The 26816-nt window shown below is 66.6% G+C and carries 28 protein-coding genes and 2 tRNA genes; 22 read left to right on the forward strand and 8 right to left on the reverse strand.

The annotated features are described in order from the left end of the window. Positions 1–98 precede the first annotated feature (98 nt). The 5 genes from ACLQ3I_RS01175 to ACLQ3I_RS01195 all read left to right on the forward strand — a co-directional run bounded on the left by ACLQ3I_RS01175 (position 99) and on the right by ACLQ3I_RS01195 (position 5653). Positions 99–1370, forward strand: coding sequence for a PucR family transcriptional regulator (locus ACLQ3I_RS01175; protein ID WP_425791739.1), 1272 nt, complete (start codon positions 99–101; stop codon positions 1368–1370). A 195-nt stretch (positions 1371–1565) separates the two neighbouring features. Beyond that, the gene (locus tag ACLQ3I_RS01180; protein WP_425799906.1) at positions 1566–2474 is read left to right on the forward strand and encodes an ACP S-malonyltransferase; all 909 of its coding nucleotides are present in this window, start codon (positions 1566–1568) and stop codon (positions 2472–2474) included. Positions 2475–2598: 124 nt separating this feature from the next. Next, the gene (acpM, locus tag ACLQ3I_RS01185) at positions 2599–2904 is read left to right on the forward strand and encodes a meromycolate extension acyl carrier protein AcpM (RefSeq protein WP_425791735.1); all 306 of its coding nucleotides are present in this window, start codon (positions 2599–2601) and stop codon (positions 2902–2904) included. After that, positions 2901–4172, forward strand: coding sequence for a KasA/KasB family beta-ketoacyl-ACP synthase (locus ACLQ3I_RS01190; protein WP_425791733.1), 1272 nt, complete (start codon positions 2901–2903; stop codon positions 4170–4172). The genes acpM and ACLQ3I_RS01190 overlap by 4 nt, the downstream gene beginning before the upstream one ends. Before the next feature lie 29 nt (positions 4173–4201). After that, entirely contained in the window at positions 4202–5653 is a 1452-nt protein-coding gene (locus ACLQ3I_RS01195; protein WP_425791732.1) for an acyl-CoA carboxylase subunit beta, read from the forward strand. 316 nt (positions 5654–5969) lie between these two features. Here the strand turns inward: ACLQ3I_RS01195 and ACLQ3I_RS01200 are convergent, their stop codons facing one another. The 5 genes from ACLQ3I_RS01200 to ACLQ3I_RS01220 all read right to left on the reverse strand — a co-directional run bounded on the left by ACLQ3I_RS01200 (position 5970) and on the right by ACLQ3I_RS01220 (position 11249). Beyond that, on the reverse strand, positions 5970–6488 hold the full coding sequence (locus tag ACLQ3I_RS01200; RefSeq protein ID WP_425791730.1) for a DUF3145 domain-containing protein: 519 nt from the start codon (positions 6486–6488) through the stop codon (positions 5970–5972). Between the two features lie 136 nt (positions 6489–6624). Beyond that, the gene (locus tag ACLQ3I_RS01205; RefSeq protein WP_425791728.1) at positions 6625–7437 is read right to left on the reverse strand and encodes a serine hydrolase domain-containing protein; all 813 of its coding nucleotides are present in this window, start codon (positions 7435–7437) and stop codon (positions 6625–6627) included. Positions 7438–7464: 27 nt separating this feature from the next. Then, on the reverse strand, positions 7465–8595 hold the full coding sequence (locus ACLQ3I_RS01210) for an NDMA-dependent alcohol dehydrogenase (RefSeq protein WP_425792098.1): 1131 nt from the start codon (positions 8593–8595) through the stop codon (positions 7465–7467). A 145-nt stretch (positions 8596–8740) separates the two neighbouring features. Further along, positions 8741–10345, reverse strand: coding sequence for a fatty-acid--CoA ligase FadD5 (gene fadD5 / locus ACLQ3I_RS01215; RefSeq protein ID WP_425799907.1), 1605 nt, complete (start codon positions 10343–10345; stop codon positions 8741–8743). Positions 10346–10442: 97 nt separating this feature from the next. After that, positions 10443–11249: an enoyl-CoA hydratase-related protein gene (locus tag ACLQ3I_RS01220; protein WP_425791724.1), complete on the reverse strand. Its 807-nt coding sequence runs from the start codon at positions 11247–11249 to the stop codon at positions 10443–10445. Between the two features lie 190 nt (positions 11250–11439). Here ACLQ3I_RS01220 and ACLQ3I_RS01225 point away from each other — a divergent pair, with 190 nt between their 5' ends. Then, positions 11440–12705, forward strand: coding sequence for a TetR/AcrR family transcriptional regulator (locus ACLQ3I_RS01225; RefSeq protein ID WP_425799908.1), 1266 nt, complete (start codon positions 11440–11442; stop codon positions 12703–12705). Here ACLQ3I_RS01225 and ACLQ3I_RS01230 read toward each other — a convergent pair. Next, a complete protein-coding gene (locus ACLQ3I_RS01230) occupies positions 12679–13521 on the reverse strand; it encodes a hypothetical protein (protein WP_425799909.1) in 843 nt (280 codons plus the stop codon). The two genes, ACLQ3I_RS01225 and ACLQ3I_RS01230, sit on opposite strands and share 27 nt — an antisense overlap. A gap of 151 nt (positions 13522–13672) precedes the next feature. Between ACLQ3I_RS01230 and ACLQ3I_RS01235 the strand changes: the two genes are divergently transcribed. Further along, positions 13673–14401: a GntR family transcriptional regulator gene (locus tag ACLQ3I_RS01235; protein ID WP_425791718.1), complete on the forward strand. Its 729-nt coding sequence runs from the start codon at positions 13673–13675 to the stop codon at positions 14399–14401. 142 nt (positions 14402–14543) lie between these two features. Here ACLQ3I_RS01235 and ACLQ3I_RS01240 read toward each other — a convergent pair whose 3' ends face one another. Next, a complete protein-coding gene (locus tag ACLQ3I_RS01240) occupies positions 14544–14969 on the reverse strand; it encodes a pyridoxamine 5'-phosphate oxidase family protein (RefSeq protein WP_425791716.1) in 426 nt (141 codons plus the stop codon). A 243-nt stretch (positions 14970–15212) separates the two neighbouring features. On the opposite strand from ACLQ3I_RS01240, the gene ACLQ3I_RS01245 reads away from it, so the two are divergent. The 14 genes from ACLQ3I_RS01245 (at position 15213) to ACLQ3I_RS01310 (ending at position 25799) form a co-directional block, all read left to right on the forward strand. After that, positions 15213–16334: a tyrosine-type recombinase/integrase gene (locus ACLQ3I_RS01245; protein ID WP_425799910.1), complete on the forward strand. Its 1122-nt coding sequence runs from the start codon at positions 15213–15215 to the stop codon at positions 16332–16334. A gap of 216 nt (positions 16335–16550) precedes the next feature. After that, positions 16551–16745, forward strand: a complete 195-nt coding sequence (locus ACLQ3I_RS01250; protein ID WP_425799911.1) for an excisionase family DNA-binding protein — start codon at positions 16551–16553, stop codon at positions 16743–16745. A gap of 109 nt (positions 16746–16854) precedes the next feature. Then, positions 16855–17820 carry an AAA family ATPase gene (locus ACLQ3I_RS01255; protein WP_425799912.1) on the forward strand — a complete coding sequence of 322 codons (966 nt, stop codon included), beginning with the start codon at positions 16855–16857 and terminating at the stop codon, positions 17818–17820. Further along, positions 17753–18850, forward strand: coding sequence for an AAA family ATPase (locus ACLQ3I_RS01260; RefSeq protein ID WP_425799913.1), 1098 nt, complete (start codon positions 17753–17755; stop codon positions 18848–18850). The genes ACLQ3I_RS01255 and ACLQ3I_RS01260 overlap by 68 nt, the downstream gene beginning before the upstream one ends. Beyond that, the gene (locus ACLQ3I_RS01265) at positions 18847–19020 is read left to right on the forward strand and encodes a hypothetical protein (RefSeq protein ID WP_425799914.1); all 174 of its coding nucleotides are present in this window, start codon (positions 18847–18849) and stop codon (positions 19018–19020) included. The genes ACLQ3I_RS01260 and ACLQ3I_RS01265 overlap by 4 nt, the downstream gene beginning before the upstream one ends. Next, on the forward strand, positions 19013–19180 hold the full coding sequence (locus tag ACLQ3I_RS01270) for a hypothetical protein (RefSeq protein ID WP_425799915.1): 168 nt from the start codon (positions 19013–19015) through the stop codon (positions 19178–19180). Before ACLQ3I_RS01265 ends, ACLQ3I_RS01270 begins: the two co-directional genes overlap by 8 nt. Beyond that, positions 19173–19442 carry a hypothetical protein gene (locus ACLQ3I_RS01275; RefSeq protein WP_425799916.1) on the forward strand — a complete coding sequence of 90 codons (270 nt, stop codon included), beginning with the start codon at positions 19173–19175 and terminating at the stop codon, positions 19440–19442. Before ACLQ3I_RS01270 ends, ACLQ3I_RS01275 begins: the two co-directional genes overlap by 8 nt. A 448-nt stretch (positions 19443–19890) precedes the next feature. Beyond that, on the forward strand, positions 19891–21363 hold the full coding sequence (locus tag ACLQ3I_RS01280; RefSeq protein ID WP_425799917.1) for a terminase large subunit domain-containing protein: 1473 nt from the start codon (positions 19891–19893) through the stop codon (positions 21361–21363). A gap of 352 nt (positions 21364–21715) precedes the next feature. After that, positions 21716–23065, forward strand: a complete 1350-nt coding sequence (locus tag ACLQ3I_RS01285) for a phage portal protein (protein WP_425799918.1) — start codon at positions 21716–21718, stop codon at positions 23063–23065. A 17-nt stretch (positions 23066–23082) separates the two neighbouring features. Further along, positions 23083–23592 carry a hypothetical protein gene (locus ACLQ3I_RS01290; protein WP_425799919.1) on the forward strand — a complete coding sequence of 170 codons (510 nt, stop codon included), beginning with the start codon at positions 23083–23085 and terminating at the stop codon, positions 23590–23592. Continuing rightward, positions 23589–24029, forward strand: a complete 441-nt coding sequence (locus ACLQ3I_RS01295) for a hypothetical protein (RefSeq protein ID WP_425799920.1) — start codon at positions 23589–23591, stop codon at positions 24027–24029. Before ACLQ3I_RS01290 ends, ACLQ3I_RS01295 begins: the two co-directional genes overlap by 4 nt. 314 nt (positions 24030–24343) lie before the next feature. Beyond that, positions 24344–25183: a phage major capsid protein gene (locus tag ACLQ3I_RS01300; protein WP_425799921.1), complete on the forward strand. Its 840-nt coding sequence runs from the start codon at positions 24344–24346 to the stop codon at positions 25181–25183. Next, positions 25180–25494, forward strand: a complete 315-nt coding sequence (locus tag ACLQ3I_RS01305; RefSeq protein ID WP_425799922.1) for a hypothetical protein — start codon at positions 25180–25182, stop codon at positions 25492–25494. Before ACLQ3I_RS01300 ends, ACLQ3I_RS01305 begins: the two co-directional genes overlap by 4 nt. After that, positions 25491–25799 (forward strand): hypothetical protein, encoded by a 309-nt coding sequence (locus ACLQ3I_RS01310; protein WP_425799923.1) that lies wholly within the window; start codon positions 25491–25493, stop codon positions 25797–25799. The genes ACLQ3I_RS01305 and ACLQ3I_RS01310 overlap by 4 nt, the downstream gene beginning before the upstream one ends. Positions 25800–25996: 197 nt before the next feature. Here ACLQ3I_RS01310 and ACLQ3I_RS01315 read toward each other — a convergent pair. Further along, a tRNA-Asn gene (locus ACLQ3I_RS01315) sits at positions 25997–26069 on the reverse strand. A gap of 349 nt (positions 26070–26418) precedes the next feature. Between ACLQ3I_RS01315 and ACLQ3I_RS01320 the strand changes: the two genes are divergently transcribed. Next, positions 26419–26492, forward strand: a tRNA-Ile gene (locus tag ACLQ3I_RS01320). The last annotated feature ends 324 nt before the right edge of the window (positions 26493–26816 follow it).

Consider the following 26816-nt stretch of genomic DNA (forward strand, 5'->3'; position numbering starts at 1 on the left):
CGGCGGGGGGGGGGGCCGCCCCCCCCCCCGCGTTTCCCCCCGGGGGCGCCCCCCCCCCCCGGGTCCGGCCCCCCGACGCATGGGCATAGATTGAGACGGTGAGCGATGCACGCGTGAACCAGGAGGCAGCGACGGCCGACGTGTTCGGTGCGCGGGGAGCCCACGTCCCCGCACCCGCCACCGTGCACGATGCGCTCCCCGACACACTGCTGCGACGGGTCAAGCAGTACAGCGGACGACTGGCCACCGAGGCGGTCCATTCGATGCAGGACCAGCTCCCGTACTTCGCCGACCTCGACGCCGCCCAGCGCGCGAGCGTTCAGCTGGTCGTCCAGACGGCGGTGGTCAACTTCGTCGAGTGGATTCAGGACCCCGAGGGCAACGTCAAGTTCACCGTCCAGGCCTTCCAGGTGGTCCCGCAGGACCTCGCACGACGCATCACGCTGCTGCAGACCGTCGAGATGGTGCGCGTGGCGATGGAGTTCTTCGAGAAATGGCTCCCACTGCTCGCCCGCAACGACGCTCAGCTCCGGGCGCTCACCGAATCGGTGCTGCGCTACGGCCGCGAGATCGGGTTCGCCGCCGCTTCGATCTACGCCTCGGCCGCCGAGTCGCGCGGCGCCTGGGACTCCCGCCTCGAGGCGCTCGTCGTAGACGCCGTCGTCCGCGGTGACACCGGACCGCAGCTCTCGTCCCGGGCCGCTGCCCTCAACTGGGACTCCGACGCACCGGCCACCATCATCGTCGGGACCCCGCCGCCGGAGCAGAACGTCTCGGTGCCGCTCGCCATCCACAACACCGCGAAACAGTTCGACCGGTCGGCGCTCTCGGTGGTCCAGGGCACCTTCCTGGTCGCCATCGTCAGCGGAGCCGTCAAACCCGGCGAACGGTTCGTCACCGAGTTGCTGACCCATTTCGCCGACGGTCCGGTGGTGATCGGACCGACGATGCCGAACCTGGGCAGCGCACACACGAGCGCCAGCGAGGCGATGTCCGGTATCGCGGCAGTGGTCGGCTGGCCGAACGCGCCGCGCCCGGTCCACAGTCTCGAATTGCTTCCCGAGCGCGCGCTCAATGGCGACACGGCGGCGATGGCCGCACTGAACGAGTCGTTGGTCCGTCCGCTGGCGAAGGGTGGCAGCACCCTCAACGCGACCCTCGAGGCCTATCTCGACTCTGGAGGATCGGTCGAGAGTTGCGCCCGCGTTCTGTATATCCATCCAAATACGGTTCGCTACAGACTGAAGAAAATTTCGGAAATCACAGGACGTGATCCAACTAACCCTCGCGACGGCTACGTCCTGAGGGTCGCGGCGACTGTTGGTCGATTGACACACTTCCAAAACGAAACGCACTCATTGGCCACATGAGCCACACCAGCCACAGCCCGGTTTCGACGTTTCCGCTGATCACACTCCCTGGGACACGTTTTGATAACGCATCTCAAAGTGGTGTCGAACCAGGTGTGGGTTAGATCAAGTTTGTGGGAACCCCACAAAAGGTTGCGACAAGGTTCATGGGCCTCGACACCCACAAAGTGCCCTCAGACAGTGTTCTCTGGTCACGTGCTTTCGATGCTTGCGCCCGGCCAGGGCTCACAGACACCCGGGATGCTGTCCCCGTGGTTGGAACTTGCCGGTGCCCGGGACCAACTCTCGACATGGTCGAAGCTGACCGGCCTCGATCTCGAGCGCCTCGGCACCACCGCGACCGCGGACGAGATCACCGACACCGCGGTGACCCAACCGCTGGTGGTCGCGTCGGCGCTGCTGGCGTACCAAGAACTCGCGAGACGTTCGGAACTGGCCGCCGATGCGATCGTCGCGGGCCATTCCGTCGGTGAGCTCGCCGCCGCTGCCATCACCGGTGTCATCAGCAGCGACGAGGCCGTGTCACTGGCCGCCATCCGTGGTGCCGAGATGGCCAAGGCCTGCGCACTCGAACCGACCACGATGGCCGCGGTTCTCGGCGGCGACGAATCCGCCGTCCTCGCGCGCCTCGACGAACTCGACCTCGTCCCGGCCAACCGCAACGCCGCCGGCCAGATCGTGGCCGCCGGCGCTGTGGCCGCCATCGACGAGCTCATCGCCAACCCGCCGGAAAAGGCTCGCACGCGTAAGCTCGCAGTCGCGGGAGCGTTCCATACTCGATTCATGGCCCCAGCGCAGGAGGCCGTCGCCGCGGCCGCGGCAAAGATCACGCCCGCAGACCCCAGTCGGACGCTGTTGTCCAATTTCGATGGCCAACCTGTAACGAATGGCGCCGACGCGCTGACAAGACTAGTAGGACAGGTGACGAAACCGGTCCGCTGGGACCTGTGTTCCGCGTACATGCGCGAGCAGGCCACCACTGCCGTCGTCGAGCTTCCGCCCGCGGGCACGCTCGTCGGCATTGCCAAACGAGAGTTGAAGGGCACGCCGACCCTGGCGCTGAAAATGGCCGACAACCTCGACAACATCACCGAACTTGGATAGCGGTCACGGCGACAGGCCGTGACCCCCGGAAGACCGGATCACCGGTTGTCCAATCACTCATGGGCGGGATGCTCGTGAGTGCTCCGGAGAACATCACAGAGCAAACCAAGAAGGGAACCACATCGTGGCTGCCACCCAGGAAGAACTCATCGCCGGCATCGCCGAGATCATCGAGGAAGTCACCGGCATCGAGCCGTCCGAGGTGACCATGGAGAAGTCGTTCGTCGACGACCTCGACATCGACTCGCTGTCGATGGTGGAGATCGCCGTGCAGACCGAAGACAAGTACGGCGTGAAGATCCCCGACGAGGATCTCGCCGGCCTCCGCACCGTCGGCGACGCCGTCTCCTACATCCAGAAGCTCGAGACGGAGAACCCCGAGGCTGCTGCCGCCATCCAGGCCAAGGTCGAGGCAGACAAGAACTCGTGAGCTCCCCATCCCTCCGCGAATACTCAACGCTGGGCGGGAACTTCCCGAGCGTGGTGGTCACCTCCATGGTGGCCACCACCTCGCTGGGCGAAGATCTCGACACCACGTGGAAGAAGCTGGTGGCGGGTGAGTCGGGCATCCGTGAACTGACTGATGACTTCGTCACCAAGTACGGCGACCTGCCGTGCCGCATCGGCGGTCGTCTGATCAAGGATCCGTCCGAGGAAGTGACGCGCGTCGAAGCACGCCGCATGGCCTACGTCGAGCGCATCGCACATGTCATGAGCAAGCGCCTGTGGGCCCAGGCAGGCGAGCCGGAGGTCGACCCCGACCGTCTGGCCGTCGTCTTGGGCACCGGTCAGGGTGGCGGAGATGCGATGGTCGAGGCCGTCAAGGCGATCGAACAGTCGGGCAACTACCGCAAGGTCTCGCCACTGGCCGTCTCGATGGCGATGCCGAACGGCCCGGCCGCGGTCACCGGACTCAATGTCGGTGCGCGTGCCGGTGTGATCACCCCCGTCTCGGCGTGCTCGTCGGGTGCGGAGGCCATCGCACATGCGTGGCGACACATCGTCATGGGTGACGCCGACATGGTCGTCACCGGTGGCGTCGAGGGTCACATCGACGCGATTCCGATCGCGGCGTTCTCGATGATGCGTGCGATGAGCACGCGCAACGAGGACCCTGCGGGTGCCTCACGGCCGTTCGACAAGGATCGCGACGGCTTCGTGTTCGGCGAGGGCGCGGCGATGATGATCATCGAGCGCGAAGAGCATGCCAAGGCACGGGGTGCACACATCCACGCCCGCCTGCTCGGCGCCGGTATCACCTCGGATGGCTTCCATCTGGTGGCACCGGATCCAAGCGGACAGGGGAACGCCCGTGCCATGACCCGTGCGATCCAGACGGCCGGCCTCACCAAGGCCGACATCAGTCACATCAACGCACATGCGACGTCGACTCCCATCGGCGACACGGCCGAGGCGGCGGGTATCAACGCGGCAGTCGGTCAGCATGCTGCGGTGTACGCGCCCAAGTCGGCGCTGGGGCACTCCATCGGCGCAGTCGGGGCGCTGGAGTCCGTGCTCACCATCAAGAGCGTCGAAGAGGGTGTCATCCCTCCCACGCTCAACCTGCAGAACCAGGATCCGGAGTGCGACCTCGACGTAGTTCACGGTGAAGCCCGTTATGGGCAGATCGACTACGCGTTGAACAACTCGTTCGGATTCGGTGGGCACAACGTCGCGCTCACCTTCGGTCGCTACTGATACACCACCCCGACACACAGGAGACAGCGATGACCACATTGGCTCCCATCACCGGCCATGAGGAAGCTGCGGATCCCCGTGATCCGCTGCTCCGGCTGACCAACTTCTTCGACGAAGGCACGATGTCGCTCCTGCACGCTCGCGACAAGTCGGGTGTGCAGGCCGCCATCGGCTCGGTCAACGGCGTTCGCACTGTCTCTTATTGCACCGATGGCACCGTGATGGGCGGTGCCATGGGTGTGGTGGGTTGCGCTCACATCGTGAACGCGATCGACACCGCCATCACCGAGCAGACGCCGGTCATCGGCATCTGGCATTCCGGTGGTGCCCGGCTCGCGGAGGGCGTCGAGGCGCTCCACGCGGTCGGCCAGGTCTTCGAGGCGATGGTCCGCGCCTCCGGCTACGTGCCGCAGATCTCGGTGGTCGTCGGCTTCGCCGCCGGCGGTGCCGCGTACGGACCAGCACTCACCGACGTCGTGATCATGGCCCCGGCGGGCCGCGTGTTCGTCACGGGTCCCGACGTGGTCAAGAGCGTCACCGGCGAATCCGTCGACATGGAGTCGCTCGGTGGTCCGCTCACCCACGGCAAGAAGTCGGGCGTGTGCCACATCATCGCCGACTCCGAGCCGGACGCATACTGGCGCGCACGCCGACTCGTGTCGACGTTCAGCCGGCAGGGCCACTTCAATCGGGAGCAGGCCGAGGCCGGCGACGTCGACCTCATGGCGTTGTTGCCCGAATCGAATCGTCGCGCCTACGACGTGCATCCGATCGTCGAGCAGATGCTCGACACTCAGATGGCCGCCGACGGCGAGACCGAGATCTCCACTTTCGAAGAGCTGCAGGCGAAGTGGGCTCCGAACATCGTGGTGGGATTCGGCAGGCTGTCCGGGCGCAGCGTCGGCGTCATCGCCAACAACCCGCTCCGCATGGGCGGTTGTCTGAACTCGGAGAGCGCCGAGAAGGCCGCGCGATTCGTCCGACTCTGCGACGCTTTCGGTATCCCGCTGATCGTCGTCACCGACGTCCCCGGCTACCTGCCCGGCGTCGGCCAGGAATGGAACGGCGTGGTGCGTCGCGGTGCCAAGCTGCTGCACGCCTTCGCCGAATGCACCGTTCCCCGTGTCACGCTGGTGACGCGAAAAATCTACGGCGGCGCGTACATCGCGATGAATGCGCGCGCCCTCGGCGCCACGGCGGTCTTCGCGTGGCCGGGCTCGGAGGTGGCCGTGATGGGCGCCAAGGCGGCCGTCGGCATCCTCCACAAGAAGGCGCTCGCCGCCGCACCGGACGACGAGCGGGAAGCCCTGCACGATCGTCTGACGGTCGAGCACGAGGCGATCGCCGGTGGTCTCGGCCGCGCCCAGTCGATCGGTGTGGTCGACGACGTGATCGACCCCGCGACCACCCGCAGCCGAATCGCCGAGGCGCTCGCGGCAGCACCGGCACGGCGTGGTCGTCACAAGAACATCCCGCTCTGACCTTCGGACGCGCGGCACGCGAGGCGATCTCGATACGACGCCTCGCTACGGCTCGGTGCCTACTCGATCAGCGTGAACCGGTCTCGACGGCCGTGAACCCACCGCCGGTCGAACAGCGCGCTTCCTCCGCCCGTCGACCCCTCCGCCCGTCGACCCCTCCGCCCGTCGAGCAGCACGTCCCCTCCGCCGGTCGAGTAGCGGCGACGAAGGAGTCGCGTATCGAGACCTCCGACCGACACAGCACAGCAATTCGGCCCCGGCAGTTCGCTACCGGGGCCGAATCTCGTATCGGCGGTGGGTGGTACCGCCGAGGGGTCTATCCGACGCGCTGCTGGAGCCAGGTCACCTCTGCACCGGCGCCGCCCATGCGGTACGACTCCAGCGCGTCGTCCCATGCCGTGCCGAGTGCGGCCTCCAGTTCGCCGGCGAGTCCGGCGCTGTCGGGCTGGGATTCGATGAGCGCGCGCAACTGCATCTCGCCGATCATGACGTCGCCGTTCGCGCTCGTGGAGCCACGCCACAGCCCGAGGCCGGGCACGTAGCTGAAGCGCTCGCCGTCGACGCCGTCGCTGGCGTTCTCGGTCACCTCGAAGCGCAACGCCGACCACTCTCGCAGCGCCGTCACCAGGCGCGCGGCAGTGCCGACCGGGCCGGCCCAGTCAACGGTGGCACGTTGCATACCGGGGTCGGCCTCTTGCGCGGACCACTTCAGGTTGGCCCGCGCATTCAGGGTCGACGACAGAGCCCACTCGACATGCGGGCATAGCGCCACCGGCGCCGAGTGGATGTACACCACTCCTGTCGTCCTGTCCGCAAACTGACTCAGATTGCGCACCTTTTCACCTCCGGTTTCGACGAGGAACGTCTTCCCCAACACACCTCGGAAACCAGATATCACACTTGTGTGGTTAATTGTGCCTCAAGTTGCCCGTGTTGCGCCAGTTTCTGGAGTGCTTTCTCAGGTTTCTCGATCACCGCGACAACTCGGCGACGACCGCGTCGTTGAAGTCGCTCCACAGCGGCTTGGCCCATGCACCGAATGCACGGTCGGTGAGCACGACACATGCCGTGGCGAGGACCGGGTCCACCCAGAGGAATGTGCCGCTCTGACCGAAGTGGCCGAAGGTCGGCGGCGAGTTCTGCGTGCCGGTCCAGTGCGGCTTCTTCTCCGCCCGGATCTCGAACCCCAGCCCCCAGTCGTTGGGGCGGTGTTTCCCGTATCCCGGGACGAAGCCGTCGAGACCGGGGAACTCCACCGACGACGCGCGAGCGGCCAGATCCGTCGACAGCAGAGTCGGCGACAGGAGTTCGGTGGCGAAGCGCCCCAGGTCGGCGGCGGTCGATCGAGCCCCGTGGCCGGCCGGCCCGGCCAACTCCGTCGACAACAGGCCGAGGGGTTCGCACACCGCCTCACCGAGGTAGTCGGCGAAAGCGATGTCGGTGACGTTCTCGACCGTCTCGGCGAGCACCTCGAATCCCGCACTCGAGTAGATGCGCTGGGTCGCCACCGGCGCCGCGACCTCGCGGCTGTCGAAGGCGAGTCCCGACGCGTGGGCGAGCAGGTGCGCGACGGTGGCCCCCGGCGGACCGGCGGCATCGTCGAGTTCGACGGCACCTTCTTCCACCGCGATGAGAACCGCCTCGGCCACAAGGAGTTTGGTGACCGAGGCGAGCTCGAAGACACGATCGGGGTCGCCGAATTGCTCGACGACCCCGTTCGCGGTGACAACTACGGCCGACACGTGGTCGACCGGCCAGTCGGCTAATGCATCAAGTGGCGACACACCGCACGACACTACCGTCCGTGATGGTCAGTGATCCTCGTCGGTGTACCGGATCACGCCGCGGATGTTTCGACCCTCGAGCATGTCCTGGTAACCCTCGTTGATCTGGTCGAGGCGGTACTGACGGGTGATCATGTCCTCGATGTTGAGCTTGCCCATGCGGTACATCGAGAGGAGCTGCGGGATGTCGAGCTTCGGGTTGGCGCCGCCGAAGATCGAGCCCTGCAGGTTCTTCTGCAGCAGGGTCAGCATCGCGAGGTTGAGGGTCACCTCGGATTCCATCATGTTGCCCATGCCGGTCAGCACGCACGTCCCGGCCTTGGCGGTGATCCCCATCCACGTGTCGACGTCCTTGCCGTGTACCTCACCCACGGTGACGATGACCTTGTGGCACATGTGCCCCTGGGTGAGCTCCGCGATACCCATCGCGGCCTCTTCGACCGACGCGAAAGTGTGCGTGGCGCCGAACTTCATCGCCTGCTCGCGCTTCCACTCCACCGGATCGATGGCGATCACGTTGCGCGCACCCGAGATCACGGCGCCCTGCAACGCGGCCGTGCCGACGCCGCCGACGCCGACGATCGCCACGTCTTCGCCGGGGCGGACGTGGCCACTGCGGGTGGACGAGCCGTAACCGGTCGGGATGCCGCATCCGCACAGGGCGGCGACCTCGAACGGGATGTCCTTGTCGATCTTCACGGCCGATGCCTCGTGGACGACCATGTACGGCGAGAAGGTGCCGAGCAGCGTCATCGGGTAGACGTCCTCGCCCTTCGCGGTGTGGATGCGGAAGGTGTTGTCCGACACTGCTTCACCCTGCAAGAGCATCGCCCCGAAGTCGCACAGGTTGGCGAGACCGGCCTTGCACGACGGACACTTGCCGCACGACGGGATGAACGACAGGACCACGTGGTCGCCGACCTCGAAGTCGGTGACGCCCTCCCCCACTTCGGCCACGACTCCGGCGCCTTCGTGTCCACCGAGGATCGGGAATCCCGCCATCGGGATTCCGCCGGTCATCAGGTGATGGTCGGAATGGCACATTCCGGCCGCTTCCATCCTGATCTTGATCTCGCTGCGCTGCGGATCGCCGATCTCGATCTCTTCGATCTCCCACGGCTTGTTGAGTTCGCGCAGCAGCGCACCCTTGGTCTTCAACTTCTCTTCCTCCACTTGTAGACACGCGTCGTCCGACGGATCGACCCCCGACAGACGCAAGACATCCTACGAGAGACCCTAGTCACTCACGGCCAAAAATGAAACGTGTTCTAGTCGCGATTTTCGCCGCCCGTGAGGGCTACGGTCAGTTCGCCAGGCCGGCGTCCTTGCTTCCGTAGGACGAACGCAGCGCCGGCTTGACCACCTTGCCGCCCGCGTTGCGGGGCAGGACGTCGACGATGACCATCTCCTTCGGATGCTTGAACCGGGCCAGATTCTCGTTGAGATACGGCTCGAGCTCGGCGAGGGTGAGGTCGTCGGTACCCTCGGCGAGCACCACGACGGCGACCGGCACCTCTCCCCATTTCTGATCGGCACGACCGATGACCGCGGCCTCGGCGATCTTCGGGTGGCCGTACAGCGCGTTCTCCACCTCGGCGCAGTAGATGTTCTCGCCGCCGGAGATGATCATGTCCTTGGCTCGATCGACGACGTAGAGGAAACCCTCCTCATCCTCGCGCACGAGATCACCCGAATGGAACCACCCACCGTGGAATGCATCGGCCGTCCCCTGCGGGTTCTGCCAGTACCCCTTCATCATGTTCGGGCCGCGGTAGACGATCTCGCCGACGTCCCCCCGGGGAACGTCCTTCATCTCCGGGTCGACGACCCGCGCGGTCACCGCAGGCACGACCTTCCCGATCGACCCGACCTTGCGCAGAGCATCCCGGCCTTCGAGGACGCAGGTGATCGGAGACATCTCGGTCTGACCGAAGACGGCGACGTTGACGGCGTCCGGGAAGGTCTCGTTCATCGCGTTCAGGACCGTGTCCGAGGCCGGGGCCGCGCCCCAGCTGATCACCCGCAGTTTCAGATCACGCGGATTGGCCTGCTGCGCAGCGCACACCGCCTGCCACTGGGCGGGCACCAAGAAGATCGACGTCGTTCCCTCACGCTCCAGGGTGTCGAGCATGTCGTTCGGGTCGAATGCACCGAGCGGGTGGATCACCGACAGCGCGCCCATGTAGATCAACGGGGTCATGGCACCGAGGCCGGCGATGTGGAACATCGGGGCCACACAGGCACCGATGTCGTCGCGCGAGGTCTGCAGCGCCTGTAGGCAGGTCACCGCCTGCGCCTGCAGGTTGGTGTGGGTCAGCATGGCGCCCTTGGGTTTTCCCGTGGTGCCTGACGTGTACATGATCAGCGACACGGTGTCCTCCGGGATGTCGGTCTCCGGCAGATCCGACGAATCCTCGGCCACCAACGCCTCGAAATCCAGGTGGGCATCGTTCTCGGTACCGCCGGCGACGACGATCGACTCGATGGCACCGGTCGAGGCGCTGACCGCATCCGCCAGCGGTGCCAGCATCGACTCGGTGACGATGTGCTTCGCTCCGCTGTCGGTCACCAGGAACGCGATCTCCGCCGGGCTCATCCGGATGTTGACCGGCACGGGGATCGCGCCGATCAGGTTGGCGCCGAGCACCGCCTCGACGTACTCGGCGCGGTTCAACATGAGGATCAGGATGCGGTCCCCGAACTGCACTCCCCGTCGACTGAGCGCCGCGGCGAATCCGCGCGCCCGCTCATCGAGCTCGGCCCATGTGGTGACCGTGCCCTGGAACTTGAGAGCGGGCCGGTCGGGCGTCATGAACGCGTGCCTACGCACCTGGTTGTTCCAATGGTTTCGGCGCGAGCGCAACGGTTCAGTCGTCAGGTCGCGGCCGGGATCGATCGCGGCGGTCATGGGTGTCTCCTGTCCTGTGACGCTGTGGCGGTCACGGTTTCGGGTCGGGTGTGGTCGGTCGAAGGGCGATCCGGCAGACACCGCCGAGGGACGCCGATCAACGCTTGGCGCCGGCGAAAGCCGCCATCGCCGCCTGGAACTCGGCGGACTGGAGCAGAGTCGTCTGCCCCTCGAGCTCGCGGTCGAGCGCCTCGTCGAAATCGGCCATCGTGTGGGCGTCGAGTGCTGCCTTGGTCAGTCGCAGCGCGCTCGACGACGATCCGGCCAGCTTCGCCACCGCCTTCCCGACGGTGGCATCGAGAGTCGCCCGATCGGCGACCACCTTGGTGATCAGGCCGGCGTCGAATGCCTCTGTGGCGGGGAGCTTCTCGCCGAGCAGAGCCATCGCGTTCGCCCTGGCCCGCCCCACCGCTGCGGCCACCGACATGGAGGCCCCGCCGTCGGGCATCAGACCGATGTTGATGAAGGCCAGCAAGAAGTAGGAGCGTTCGGTCGCGTAGATCAGGTCGGAGGCCAAGGCCAGCGAGGCGCCGATTCCGGCGGCCGGACCGTCCACGACGGCCACGACCGGCACCCCCACCCCGCGGACGGCGCGTGCAAGGTCCGATCCCGACGAGATGACACCGCGGGCCTGCGTCGCGTCGAGACCACCACCCGGCCCCCCGGCCGCCTCGGCGATGTCGATGACGTCGGCGCCGGTACTGAAACTCCCACCGACGCCCTCGATCACCACGACACGGACATCCTCACGCGTCGACCATTGGTCGAACGCGTCGATGATGGTGCGACTCGCCGCCCCGTTCAGCGCATTCATCCGATGCGGCCGGTCGATCTCGATCCGGGCCACCCCTCGGTCATCCACACTGACCCGGATCTCGTCCGCACCTGCCGCATTGTCGCTCACGCCGTCTTGCCCCTCACTCGTTCCCGACCCCCTGGGGCCCGTTCGTCGACCACACTACTACCACGGTGCGATCCAGATCACGAGAATACTCATTAACTTATCCTCGCGGAAGATGCCGTTTTACTGGCATTTATCGCCTCGAGGGCCGAATCGCCGTGGTGAACATCAACTCCGACTATGCTCGCACGACATGACCGCCCAGCCGTCCCCACCGGCGACACCCCAGACCGACCATGCGCGCCGTCGCCGGCCGGCCGACCGGCGCGACGTCATCCTGCGGTCGGCGGCCAAGGCCTTCAGCGCGAACGGCTATCACGCGGTCCGCCTCGACGACATCGCCGACGCCGCCGGGATCTCCGCACCCGCGCTTTATCGCCATTTCCCGAACAAATATGCGCTCTTCGCGGAGACCGCGCGGAATCTCGCCGACGCGCTCGCCGACGCCACCGGATCGATCCCACATGACCCGAACCGTCCCGAGGTGGAACTGCGTGGACTGCTCGCGGCGCTCACCGGCGCGTCGATCGACAACCGCCGCACCGGCGGTCTCTATCACTGGGAGGCCGACTATCTCCACACCGACGACGCCCGATATGTGCGGTCGATCGTCATCGCCCAGCATCGACGGATCCGTGACGCACTGCGCCGGGCGCGGCCTTGCCTCGACGCCGAGTCGGCCGATCTGATCACCGCGGCGATGACGAGTGTCGTCGCCAGCCCGGCCACCCACCGTGCGGCGTTGCCGGCACGCCAGATCGGCGATCTGATCACCGGGGCGGCCATGTCGCTGAGCGATGCCGACCTGCCCACTCGGCCCGACGCCGACACCGGCCCACCTCCGGCCGGCTTGTCACCGACGGCCAAACGCGAGGTGCTCCTCACCGAGGCGATGAAACTCTTCGCGGCACAGAGCTTTCGCGAGGTGACGATCGACGACATCGCACGCGCCGCCGACCTGCCCTCGTCCGGGGTATATCGCCATTTCGAGAGCAAAGCGGCGATTCTGCAGGCCGCGTTCTGGCGGACCTCCGACCGGGTCACCGCCTTGATCGCGGACGCACTGTCGTCGTCGAGTACGCCCCGGGAGGCCATCGTCGCCCTGGTGACCCGGTACGTGGATCTGTGCTGCACCAACACCGCGATGTTGTCGGTGTATGTCTCCGAGATCGGCAACGTGCCGCCCGCCCAGCGGACCGAATTGCGCAATCAACAACGCATCAACGTCGAGGAATGGGCTGCGTGGCTCACCCGGGAGCGGCCCGAACTCAACGCCGTCGCGGCCCGATTCCTCGTCCAGGCCGCACTCAATGTCACCATCGATCTCACCCGCCTGAACCGCCGGCCGACGCCCGAGCGGATCTCCGCACTCGGGCTCCGACTGCTGCTCGGCGGTGTCGGGTCACACGGTGTGGAGGCGGACTCGTTGGCGTCAGACGGTGTCGAGGTCGGCGAGTAGCCACCGACCGTCTCGCCGTTCCAGGGTCACCTTGACCCTGGACTGGTAGGGGATCCCCTCGGGCACTTCCGCACTCACCCTTGGCGACGTCACCGTCTGGTCCAAGGTCACCAACACGACGGCCTTGCCGTCCGAGATGGATTGCAGCCCCGCCTCTTTGGATTCCGCGCGTGAGGTCCCCCGGGCGGCGGCATTACCGCGACGGGCATCTTGGGACGAGGTGATGTAGGACTTGGCGAACTCCGGCGTGGCAATGTCGTCTATCCGCCGGTCGAGGTCGCCGTAGTTCGCCGGATCGTAGGTGGCCACCACCGCCGCATAGCGCTTCGCCGAGTCCATCGCGTCCTGACGAGCGACCTCCGCCGGCCCGCTCGCATCCGCGCGTCGGTCGGCCTGCTGCGCCGCGTACGCGAAATAGGCCGTGGTCACGGCCAGCACGACGACCAACACAGACAAGCCGATGACCAGCATGCGTGAGCGTCGGGGCATCGTCGTCCGTCGCGGTCGGGCCACCACCCGGCCGGGTCTCCGGTCGACCGCTGCCGGACCGGACCCGTCCTCCGCGTCTGCGGCGATGTCCGCCGATTCACTGGCGCCTGACCCGTCCGCAGTCCGCCGACCCCGCCGCCGTGAGTCACGCTCTGCCTTCTGCCGGGCTTCCTCCCGAAGCCGTTCCCGGTTGGTGCGATTGACGGCCAGGAAGCCGTCGCCGTCGAGCGGGGTCACCTCGCCTGGCTCACGCGCGTCGTCGCGCGGTGGGTCGACCACCGCGTCGGCGTCGCTCTCGGCCGACGTCGGCCGCTGGGACTTTGGCATGCGACCAATGTAGCGACTCGATTCGGCGCTCCGGTCACGCCTATCAGATATATGTGCGCTACCTTGAGGGTCGGCACAGAACTGAGAAACCGGGTTCGGCTCCGAGGTCCGTTACTCGGCGCGGTCCCATCGACCGGCTACGGTGGCACGAATGAGACCCAGCGCGACATCCTCGCAGAGCCCTGCAGGCACCGAGCGTTCCGCGCCCGCACAACGCCTGCGACGTCGACCGCAACTGTCCGAAGAGGTGGCCACCCACCTTCGGGAACAGATCATGACGGCCGCCATCCGCCCGGGTGACTATGTCCGGATGGACGAGACGGCGGAACGTCTCGGCGTGAGTGTGACCCCTGTGCGCGAGGCCCTGCTGACGTTGCGCGGCGAGGGCATGGTGAACCTCGCGCCACACCGCGGCTACATCGTTGCCGAACTCAGCCGGACCGACGTGGACGATCTGTTCTGGCTGCAGGGTGAGATCGCGGTGAAGCTCGCACTGCGTACGGCCGACGCGATCACCCCGGATCAGATCGTCGAACTCGAGCGTCACAACCAACAACTCCGCGAAGCACTGGAACTCGACGACGGAGAGCAGGTGGCGCTCGCCGAGTTCGGGTTCCACCGGGCACACAACCTGGTGGCCGCCGGCGGCAAGCTCGCCTGGTTCCTGCTGAGCGCGACCCGCTACACGCCGTCACAGCTGTATGCCACCGATCCCGAGTGGGGCAAAGTGGCCGTCGATTCGCACGCGAAACTCATCGAGGCCTACCGCGTCGGCGATCGCGACCAGATCGTCGAGCAGACGCGCCGCCAATTCACCGACGGCGCAACCAGGCTCACCCGGCATCTGGAGAAGACCGGCATCTGGGACGACCCGTCGTAGACTCGCCGGTCGCACCGGGCCGCCGCGATGCACCGCTCCGGGTCGGGTAGTGTTGGCTCGTGGCGCCGCCCAGGGCGGGGCTGGTCACCCCCGACGACCAGCTCCGCCCTGGGCGGCGCTGATACGTTGCGGGACCTGGCGGTCACAGACTGCCGAGGTCGGATGACACCCACTGCTCGACGCGCAACACCACCTTGGTCTGGGCACCGTGGTTCTCCCATGCGAAGTCGACGTAACCCGCAACCTTCTCGGCAGGCAGATAACGGGCCGCCATCTCGGTGAGCTCCGCGCGCGTCCCGTCCGTGTAGCTCTCGATGTCTCCCGAGACCGACACGTACCGGATCGTCGGTTCCAGCGTCTCGACCATGAGGCTGCAGCGCCCCGCCTCCCGGATGAGCGCAAGCTTGCGCGATGACGTCCCGGTGAGGAGCCACACAGATCCCCCGGGCACGTACTGGTACCAGATCGGGACCACGAGGGGCGCACGGTCGGGGCCCGCCTCGGCGGCCAAAGCGGCGATATGGGGCTCGGCCAGGAACAATTCTCGTTCGGATGTGGTGAGTGCCATGGCGCCACGGTAAACCGCTGCCACGACAAGAACGCCCGCCACCGCATTACTGCAGGTGACGGGCGTTCTGTTGCTCCCCCAACTGGACTCGAACCAGTAAACCGGCCGTATTCGGTTGTCATGTCTCACCTGCATAATCGCTCCTCTACCTGCAGATAATACAAACAGTAACTCGGAGATGAGCGGAAGGAAACGGAAGCTGAGGTAACCTCATCTGGCACGTATCTGGCATGGAAAGGACAGATGGCAGTGGCCAGTAAACGAGGATTCGGCAACATCCGACGGCTACCGTCGGGCCGGTATCAGGCCCGATACACCGGCCCCGACGGTGTCGAACACAAGGCGCCGAAGACCTTCGCCGCGAAGATCGACGCCGAGGCATGGCTGTCTGATCGTCGCCGCGAGATCGACCGCGACCTCTGGAACCCCACGGCCGCAGACCGCGACGTCGCCCCCACCTTCGGCCCCTACGCCGACGAGTGGCTCGAGACGAGAACCGTGCGCGGGCGCCCACTCAAGACCCGCACCCGCGACCACTACCGCGAACTGCTCGACCTCCACGTCCTGCCAACCTTCGCCGACAAACGCCTCGACCAGATCACCCCGGCCTCAGTGCGCACATGGCACGCCACCCTGCTGCCGGGCAAAGACACCATGCGGGCGCACGCCTACAGCCTGCTGCGCACGATCATGACGTCCGCGGTCAACTCCGATCTGATCGACGCCAATCCGTGCCGGGTCGAGGGTGCCGGGTCGGCGTCGCGTCGGTCGAGGACCACACCCGCCACCGTCGGCGAACTCGCCACGATCGCCGACAACATGCCCGACCATCTGCGCGCCGCGGTGCTGTTGGCCGGCTGGTGTGCGTTGCGATTCGGTGAGCTGATCGAGCTACGCCGCTCCGACGTCGACCTCGACCAAGGCGTGGTCTCCATCACCCGCGCCGCGATCCGCCAGGACGAAGACGGCCGTTACGTGGTGACGACGCCGAAGTCGGATGCAGGTGTCCGCGTCGTCCACATCCCCCCGCACGTGCTGCCTGTTGTCACCGACCACCTCGACAAGCACACTGCGCCCTCACCGTCGGCACTGCTGTTCCCCGCGCCCGGTGGCGGGTATCTCTCGCCGACGTCGCTCTACCGCTACTACTACCCTGCCCGAGATGCGGCCGGGCGCAGCGACCTTCGGTTCCACGATCTCCGGCACACCGGCGCCGTGCTCGCCGCAGTGTCCGGTGCGACGCTGGCTGATCTGCAGGCCCGGCTCGGACACTCCACCGTCGCGGCCGCCATGCGCTACCAGCACGCCGCGCAGGGTCGAGACAAGGCGATCGCCGAGGCCCTCTCGAAACTCATTGAGTCCTAGGCGGTGTCGGCTACGGAGAATTGCGGAAGCGTTTGCTAGAGTAGAACCCGAAGAGACTCAGACCGGAGTACGCCGTAGGACGCCGAGGACGATCTGAGCGCGGAAGGCAGTAACCGCCAATCGGTTCTGTCACGAACGCCGGGTCCCCAGCGGGGGCGAAAAGGACACCTACAAGCCGTGGATCGCGGCTGCCATGTGTCTGGAGTCTCTTCCCGAATGTCTTCCGTCTCCCCCTCTCGTCGTCGCTATGCGACGATCAATCAGACTGCCGAGTATCTCGGCGTCACCGATCGCACCGTCAGGCAGATGATCGCCGACGGACGCCTGCGCGGATACCGCAACCGTCGCCTGATTCGCTTGGACCTCAACGAGGTTGACGCTTCCATGCAGCCCTTCGGGGGTGCAGCTTGAGGCCGGGCAATGAAGAAGGCCCCGAGATCACCAGTCCCGAGGCCCTCCAAGAATCAGCAGCCGCCAAGCCAACCGTTTCCGGTGCCGAGTATATCGGTGGTGACTGCCAATGAGCAGCGCCTACGAGCGTGTCGTCACCGCCCTGCGAGACCGTGGCGACGTCAAGGACGACGGCCGCAAAGCTTCGGCCCCGTGCCCGGCCCACGACGACACCAATCCGTCGCTGTCAGTCGCCATCGGTAAGACCGGCGACCGCGCTGTCATCCACTGCCACGCCGGGTGTGACACCCGCGAGATCCTCGACGCACTCAACCTCACCGACCGCGACCTGTTCGACGACAGCACCGACTACCGCTACGCCGGTGGCGCCGTGGTTCATCGCAAGCCCGGCAAGCAGTTCCCGCAGAGCGGCAACAAGACCGACCGCAGCCTGTTTCGCGTCGAGCATCTGCCCGACAACCACGCGATCCCGGTCTACGTCGTCGAAGGCGAGAAGGACGCGAACACCGTCGCCTACATCGACGGTGCGTTCGCTGTCTCCCCACGGCAGGGAGCAGCAACCAAGCCCGAGCGGTACGACTGGTCACCACTCAAGCATCGCCCGGTGATCGTTGTCGCCGACCGTGACGACGGTGGCCGCGCCCATGCCGAGCGGGTCGCCGGCCTCTTGGAGAACGTGGCCAAGTCGGTGGTCGTCGTCGAGGCCGCCGAAGGCAAAGACCTCACCGACCACGTGTTGACCGGGCACGGTCTCGACGAGCTGGTGCCCGTCGACGAGGAAGCTGGCACCACCTCATCCCAGACGATCGACTGGGCTGCGTTGCTCGATGGTGAACCCGAGCCTGTCAACTGGCTGATCCCCGACGTGATCGCCGAGGGGCGTAGCTATGCGCTCGCCGGTGGTGCGAAGGCCGGCAAGTCGCTGCTGATGCTCGATCTGTTGATCCGCCACCGCGTGCGGGCGCTCTATCTCGACAACGAACAGACCGAGGACGATCTACGCACCCGTGTGCGCGCGATGGGCGCCGGACCCGACGACCTGGCTGATCCCCGACGTGATCGCCGAGGGGCGTAGCTATGCGCTCGCCGGTGGTGCGAAGGCCGGCAAGTCGCTGCTGATGCTCGATCTGTTGATCCGCCACCGCGTGCGGGCGCTCTATCTCGACAACGAACAGACCGAGGACGATCTACGCACCCGTGTGCGCGCGATGGGCGCCGGACCCGACGACCTGGCCGATCTCGCCTATTTGCTGTATCCCAACCTCGCACCGCTCGACACCGCGGCCGGTGGCCAACAATTGTTCGCACTCGTCGACGAGTACGAACCCGATCTCGTCGTGCTCGACACGGTGAGTCGATTCGTCTCCGGCGACGAGAACGAGGCCGCGACCTATCAGGCGTTCTACCGGCACTCGCTGATCCACCTCAAGAGGGCTGGCGTGGCCGTGCTGCGGCTGGACCACCTCGGCAAAGACGTCACCAAAGGGCAACGAGGATCGTCGGCGAAAAACGATGACGTCGATTGCGTCTGGGTGCTCGTCGAGAAGAAGCCCGGTGAGGCGTACACGTTGCGCTGCGAACGGCAGCGATCCGGCGACCACCCACACCACATCGAGATCGCCCGGCACCGTCACCCGCTGCGGCACGAGCTGACCGCCGAGGATGGCTTGCAGATCGACACCTACGACCCGGTGCTCGTCGTGGTCGCCGACCTTGACCAGCTGGAGGTTCCGACGAGCTGGGGACGCGACAAGGTGCGTCAGGCGTACGCCGGGAAATGCCGCAACGAGGTACTGACCGAGGCCATCAAACGACGCCGCGAACGGGGCGAAAATACCTGTCCCCGACCCCCGGGACAGGTCGAGTCGCCGACACCTGTCCCCAGTCCCCGGGACAGGTCAGACATAACAACAGGTCAGACCTGTCCCGGACAGGTTGGGGACAGGGGTATCGGCGTCCCCCAGGCGACCTGTCCGCCCACGTCCCCACCTATAGGTGGGGACAGGTCAGCCGGGACCGGGATTTGCACATGCTCTGAGTGTCAGTTCCCGATGACATTCGAGTCCGACATCACGCTCGGATACCACGCGGGGTGCGCGTCATGAGCGAGATAGTCCAACTTCCCTACGGCCTCAACGCCCACGTCTACACGCGCGCCGATCGCACCGCCGACACCATCGACCGCCTCGGCCTCGGCGACCTCGAACTCAACGACCTCGACCCCGAGACCCGCGAGCGCCTGGCGCACATCACATCGAAGGAGACCAATGCCTAAGCGTCAGCGCCCCGTCGACACCAAGGCGCTCATCTACCGATTGGGCAAGCTGGGCGGCCACCTGCGTGCCGGCCGCTTCAACCAGCGTCAGCTCTCCTACCTCGACGCCGTCATCTCGCACTACTACGACACCACCAAGGACTGGACCGACAATGACTGACCGCATCGAAGACCTCGACAACATCGAGTCCATCAACCACTACCTCGCAGTCACCGCACTCGTGGCCGAAGGACGACGCGACGATGCGTTCGCCCTCATCTGCTCACTCGAAGCACACGAACAAGTCGACATGTGGTTCGCCGGCTGCGCCATCACCACCTCATTCGCCCGTGACTGCCACCAGCACCACGGCATCCCCATCAGCCTGCCCGCCTGGCTGCGCATGATCGCCGCCACCGACGTCGAGGACGGTGCATCGTGAAGCCCTGCATGGACTGTGGTGAGCCCAGCGAGGACACCCGCTGCCTCGACTGCGCGCCCGAACATCAGGCCGACCGTCGTGCCGGCATCCGCACCGACCGACCCACGACGAGCCCACGCGCACGCGGATACGGCACCGCGTGGCGCAAGCTCAGCGAGAAGGCTCGCAGGATGCAGCCGTTCTGCTCGGACTGCGGCGCCCGCGAGGACCTGACGACCGACCACAGCCCCGAAGCCTGGCGACGCAAGGCCGCCGGCAAACCGATCCGCCTGCGCGACGTCGACGTCCTGTGCCGCCCCTGCAACGCCCGCAAGGGCAGCGCACGGCCCTCAGCGCCACACTCGCGCCCTGGGGGGACACCCCACGCGAGGGGGGAACGACTTGGCCGGGGGGAGGCTCGGAGGGCGTTACACACCCCCGGGGGGTATGCATCCGAGGCCGGTGCCGCGTGAAGGCCGGCCCGAAGGGTGCGGTGGACCCGACCGCGCTGCCGTGGGCGCCGCGGGTCACCGGCTCGGCACGGTTCGCCAAGTTCTGCGAGCGGTTCATCAAGGTGCCCAAAGGCACCAACGCCCTCAAGGCGTTGCGGCTGCGCGACTGGCAGCGTGACCTGATCGGCAGCGTCGAGGACGCCACGCCGACGCCGAGGACCGCGGGATGGATGCTGCCCCGTGGGCAGGGCAAGAGCACCCTGGTCGCCGCGTACGGCCTCTATCGGTTCTTCACCGATGGCGAGGGTGCCGTGGTGTGCGTCGTCGCGGTGGATGAGCGCCAGGCCGGCATCGTGTTCGGCATCGCCCGCCGCATGGTGGAACTCGACGAGGATCTCGCCGGCCGCGTGCAGGTGTTCAAGGAACGCCTCTACAACCCGACGACCGACTCGTATTTCCATTGCCTGCCTGCCGAACCGAAGCGCCTCGAGGGTCTCGACTACACGCTGGCCATCCTCGACGAGGCCGGCGTCGCCAACCGCGACAGCTACGAGGTGCTGACGTTGGCGCAGGGCAAGCGGGAACGCTCGACGCTGGTCTGCATCGGTACGCCAGGCCCGGACCCCAACGATCAGGTGCTCGCCGATCTGCGCAACTACGCCGACGAGCATCCCGAGGATTCGAGCCTGGTGTGGCGTGAGCACTCGGCGGCCGGATTCGAGGACCACCCGGTCGACTGCGAGCACTGCTGGGAGCTGGCCAACCCGGCCCTCGACGACTTCCTGCACCGCGACGCCCTGACCGCCCTGTTGCCTCCCAAGACCCGCGAGGCGACGTTCCGGCGTGCGCGCCTGTGCCAGTTCGCCTCTGACACCGACGGCGCGTTCCTGCCGGCCGGGGTGTGGGCTGACCTGTCGACCGGTCACGCGGTGCCCAAGGGTGCGCGGGTGGTGCTCGCGCTCGACGGTTCGTTCTCCGACGACACCACCGCGCTGTTGGTGGCCACGGTGAGCACCGAGCCGCACATGGACAAGGTGCGCGTCTGGCAGCGCCCTGACCGCGATGACACGAGTTGGCGGGTACCGATCGCCGAAGTCGAGGACGAGATCCGCAAAGCCTGCCGGTATTGGCAGGTCGTCGAGATCATCGCCGACCCGTTCCGGTGGACCCGCACCCTGCAGGCGCTGGAGGCTGAGCGGCTGCCGGTGGTCGAGTTCCCGCACTCCCCTGCCCGACTGACCGCGGCGACCGGCGACCTCTACAACGCCTGCCTCAACGGCCGCCTCAGCCATTCCGGTGACCGCACCCTCGGCGAGCACATCGCCGCCGCGGTCATCACCGAGGACGCCCGCGGTATCCGGCTGTCCAAGGCCAGCCGCTCGGCCAAGGCCCGAAAGATCGACCTGGCCGCCTGCGCGGTCATGGCCCACAGTCGCGCCACCTGGCGCGCATCCAAGAAGAAGAAACGAGCGAGGAGCTTCAAGAATTGATGTGCTCTGTCGACGGCTGTGAACGGCCCGCATACGTTCGGACTTGGTGCTCAATGCATTACCAGCGCTGGCGCCGGCGCGGTGATGTCCACGCTAAGATCCGCCCTCACACTGGCCGGGGCTACACCGCGTGCCACGTTCGTGTCCACACACTGCGCGGCAAGGCGCGCGAGCACCTGTGCGCGTCCTGCCGCGCGCAGGCTGCCGAGTGGGCATACGACCACTCGGACCCCGCCGAGTTGATCTCGGAGACTGGCCAGCCGTATTCGATTGACCCCAATCGCTACATCCCGCTCTGCCGTTCGTGCCACCGAAGGTTCGACGGCGTATCCCCTCAACGAAAGAAGGCATCATGACCGACGCCCTGCACACCACCCTGCTGCAACGCATCGACGAGCCCGCCGGCCGCTACGCCGACCTGGACCGCTACTACCGCGGCGAACAGCCGCTCTCATTCCTCGCCCCCGAGGCACGTAAAGCGTTGGGCGACCGGTTCGGCCGCATCGCATCCAACCTGTGCCGTCTGTCGGTGACCTCGATCGCCGAGCGTCTGCGGGTGACCGGATTCACCGGCGCCGAGGTGTGGGCCGACTGGATTCGCAACGACCTCGACCAGCTCGCCCCTGTCGCCCACCGCGACAGCCTGCTGCTCGGCTCGTCCTACGTCGTGGTGTGGGCCGACCAGACCGGCCGCCCACAGGTCAGCGTCGAGTCGGCACACCAGATGTCCGCGGTGTGCGATCCCGGTACCCGCCAGATCGTCGCCGCCTGCAAACGGTGGACCACCGACACCACCACCGAGGCAACGATTTTCGAGGCCGACAAGATCACCCGCCTGCGCGCCAACAACACCGGCGCCACCACTGCCGGGTTCTCCACCCTCGAGGTACTCGACAACCCGCTCGGCGTCGTCCCGGTGGTCCGCCTCGCCAACACCGACCGCATCGTCGACCCGCGCCCCGGCGTGCATGTCGGTGTCTCCGAGATCGACGACATGATCCCGCTGGTCGACGGCCTCAACAAGACGCTCGCCGACATGATGGTGGCCAGCGAGTACACCGCCCGCCCCCGCCGCTGGGCGACCGGCGTCGAACTGGTCGAGGAACCCAAACTCGACAACGACGGCGAACCGGTCCTCGACGAGGACGGCGAACCGGTGCTCGAGGAAGTGAACCCGTTCCCCGAAGGCCATCGCATGATGATCGACGAGAACGATTCGGCGAAGTTCGGCCAGCTCGAGGCGTCGAGTCTCGCCGGGTATCAGACCGCGGTGCAGGTGCTGCTCGAGCAGATCATGGCCGTCTCAGCGCTGCCCGCCCACTACGTCGGCATCACCTCGGCGAACCCGGCCTCAGCCGATGCGATGCGCGCCGCCGAGGCCGCCCTGACCGCCCGCGCCGAAAGCAAACAGGCCATGTTCGGCCGCGCCTGGGAGCAGGTGGCCCGCCTGATCGTCGCGGTGCGTGACGGCGGCGACCCGCACGACGTCGAGGCGACGGTGCAGTGGGCCGACCCGAGTACGCGCAGCATCGCCCAGGAGGCCGACGCCGTGGTCAAGCTGCACCAGGCCGGGCTACTGCCCGCTGACTACGCCCTCAAGCGTCTCGGCTACTCCGAACCCGAGATCATCGAGATCCGCGCCGCCCGCCGCATCGAGGCCCTCGACAACGCCGGCACCGACCTGACCGCACTCGTCCCGTGACCGGCTACACCGACACCATGGCCACCCTCGCCGCCTCGACAGATCAACGCGTGCAAGCCCTGTACGCGTCCTACGAGCGCGGCGAGATCGACGAGGCCACGTTCGTGGAGTTGGCGACCGCAGTCCTCGTACAGGGCGAATCGAAGGCGGTGAGCCTGTCTGATCTGGCGTTGGCGGCGACCCTGACCGCCTACACCGCCGCCGTTGTGACACCCGTAGGCCTGCTGCCCGATCGCGGCGCGCAACCTCGTGCCGTCGAGGCGATCCGCGAAGCCCTGGCCGATCCCGAACCGAAGGTCAAACTGACCATCAACGTGCGAGCGGTGACTCTTGAAGCCGCGCAACGCAACACCGGCAAGGCGATGAAGAAACAAGGCGTGGAGAAGTGGACACGCAAACTCAACGCCGGCGCCTGCAAGGTGTGCACCGACCTGGCCGGTGAAGAGCTGCCGGTCACCGCCGAAATGTGGACGCACAAAGGGTGCGCCTGCACACAGAACCCCATCACCGAAAGCGAGAAGTCATGACCGACGACACCACCGAAGAGACCACCACGGCCACCGAGACCGAGGCAGCCGCCACCGACGCCCAGGAGCCGACTCAGCCCCAGGAACAGGCCGTCGAAGAGACCGAGCAGGAGCCGGAAACCTTCCCGCGCGCCTACGTAGAAGAGCTGCGCAAGGAGAACGCCGACTACCGGACCCGCGCCAAGGCCGCCGACGGCCTCGCCGCCCGGCTGCACACCGAGCTGGTTCGCGCCACCGGCCGCCTCGCCGACCCGACCGACATGCCGTTCGACGCCGAGCACCTCGAGGACCCCGACAAACTCGCCGCGTCCATCGATCAGTTGATTGCGGCCAAACCGCACCTGAAGGCGCGTCGCGTTGTCGGTGCGGTAGGGCAGGGTGAATCCGGCACCACGACCGGTGTCGACCTGCTCGGCATCATGCGAGGCCGAGCCTGACCCCCAGGAGGACCCGATGCTGTCAGGAACCAACGGCCACGGCAGGAACGCCGTGCAGATGCTCAAGGCAGTAGGGGATGACCCCTCCCGCGCAGACGCGGATCGCCTTGTGCGAATTGCCCAGGTCTACGCGACCCTCGCCGTAGCGGAGGAGCTGTACAGCGTGCAGGTTAACGGCGTCAAGAGCAAGTAATCGGTAATCGTTGTCATCTGGCCTGCATCCTGTCATCATGGGTGCAGGCCAGATGCCTGCCCAGAGACGTTGCGAGCCGGGCGCTCGACGTGAATCCCCACATCTCACGTAGGAGCCCCACATGACCGAGACAACCACGGCCAACGCCGAACTGCTGCAATCCCAGGTATCCCAGCTACTCGTCCAGCCCCTCGAGGCTGCCAGCGTCGTCCTCGCCGCCGGCCCGCAAATCTTCGACACCGCAGGCGTGCTGCGCATCCCGCGCCTCGTCTCCGGCGCCACCGTCGGATTCGTCGCCGAAGGTGCCGCGATCCCCGACACCGGCGACGTCGACTTCGACGAACTCACGCTGATGCCGACCAACCGCACCAGCCTCAAGATCATCCTCAAGTACACCAACGAGCTTGTGCGCCAGTCGGTCCTCGGCGTCGACGCCGTCCTCAAGACCCGCCTGGTGACCGACGTCGCCAACGCACTCGACAGCGCGCTGCTGTCGGGCGCCGGCACAGCGAACTCCATCACCGGCATCACCGCGCAGACCGGCGTACAGACCGGCGAACTCGACGTCACCGACCCCGACAGCCTGCTCGACGCGATCGCCTTGTGCCACGCCGAGGAAGTCACCCCCAACCGGTGGTTCCTCAACAGCCAGGACTTCATCGCGCTGCGCAAGATCAAGGACACCTCGGGCAAGTACATCCTGCAGGCCGACCTGACCGCCGATGCCACCTACACGCTGTTCGGCATCCCGGTGACCGTCACCAACAAGCTCGCCGAGGGCAAGGCGATCCTGGCCGACATGACCCAGATCGCCGTCGCCCGCGACGTCGACCCCAGCGTCACCGTGCTCACCGAGCGCTACGCCGAATACGACATGATGGGCCTGCGCGTCGTCACCCGCTACGACCTCGGCCTGCTGCATCCCGAAGGCGTCGTCGTCCTCGAGGCCGCCACCCCGTGACGACGGCCTCCGAGGTAGCCAGCCTGCTCGGCCGCGGTGACGACACAGAACTCGTCGCCGTGGCCGGGCGTGCGCTGCCCATCGTCACCGCGCAGGTCCGCGCCTACACCCGCGACCGCGGATTCTCCGGCGACCAGCCGGCACCCGACCTCGACGCCGTGGTGCTCACCTCGACGGCCCGGCTCGCCGCCAACCCCGAGAACCTGCGCAGCGAGAAGATCGGCGACTATGAGGTGCAACGCCAAGTCATCGACGGCTGGACACTGCCCGAGCTGGCCATTCTCAACCGCTACCGCAGGCGCGCCCGGTGATCCCGACCCGTCTGCTACCGCAGCAACTGACCTACAAGCCGTATCTCGGTCAGGGCAGCTTCGGCGCCATCTACGGCGACCCCGTGACGGTGCCGGCGCGCGTGCAGTTCGGCAACAAGGTCGTCCGCAACAGCAAAGGCGCCGAGGTCGTCTCCGCGGCCACCATCTACGTGCAGCCCGCGGCGGCCATGCCGCGCCTCGGTGACAACGTCACCCTGCCCGACGGCAGCGTGCGACCGGTCATCGCCGTCAGTGAGAACGTGGGTGCCCGCACGGTGGAGCTGGTCACCCTCGACGTGTCCTGAGCAAGGGACTGTCCAGGACACAGAACAGCCCCGCATCCCTGTTTCTGCGAGGGAGGGATGCGGGGCTGTTCGCTGCCTACGGTCTCAGGCGTCAGCAGGTGCCGCGTGGCTGGCACACCCGGTCAGGTTTGGCACATGTCTGGCATGTACTCGCCCTTGAAAAGCAGAAAACCGCCTGTGACCAGGCGGTTTACTTGCTCCCCCAACTGGACTCGAACCAGTAACCGTTCGATTAACAGTCGAATGCTCTGCCAATTGAGCTATGGGGGATTGTGCTCGAACCGAGTGCTGACTTTAGCGCATGGACACTCCCGACAACAAAACGCCTGCATCGGTACCTCCGCGGCGAGTACGGGCACGACATCATCGACGAATCCGGGCGACCGGATTCAGACAGGAATGCTTCTGCCATGCCATCGATTGTCGACAGAATTGTGGCGTCTGCGGATCTTCTGTGTGTCGGTCGGTTGTCGTCGATGTCTGATCACTCGCCATCTTCAGATCTCTCGCAGTCCAACGGCGCCGCGTCCCGAACCGCCGCGATGGCCCACACGGACGGCGACGCCGGAGCCCGTCTCCCGCGTGCGGTAATGTGCACCGGCGGGTACGCCGTTGCCCCGGGGCGGTAGCTCAGTCGGTTAGAGCCGCGGACTCATAATCCGCTGGTCGTGGGTTCGAGCCCCACCCGCCCCACTCCCCCGGTTCGATCGGCGCGCCCGCCCCTGGCCCGCCCCCCGGCCCATGTCCCGTGCCACCGCAGCGTCCCGACGGCCCGGGCACCAGCAGTCGACCGTGCCCACCGACGCAATCTTCCCCGCCGCCAGTCGCAGAGTACGCAAAATCACTGCGGGAGAGTATAGTTCGCCACACTAACGGTTTCCCAGGTTCCGCTGCGGCGGCAGCAACTTGCATCGATCGACGGCAATCGCCATCGAATCTCGGTGCGATGGAACATAGTTCGCGATGCTAACCGAAGCGACCCCAGGGTTAGCGATCGTTCGGTCGCTCGCGGCAGCA

Origin of the sequence: Gordonia sp. DT101 (assembly GCF_049844895.1) — a bacterium.
Classification (GTDB): Bacteria; Actinomycetota; Actinomycetes; order Mycobacteriales; family Mycobacteriaceae; genus Gordonia.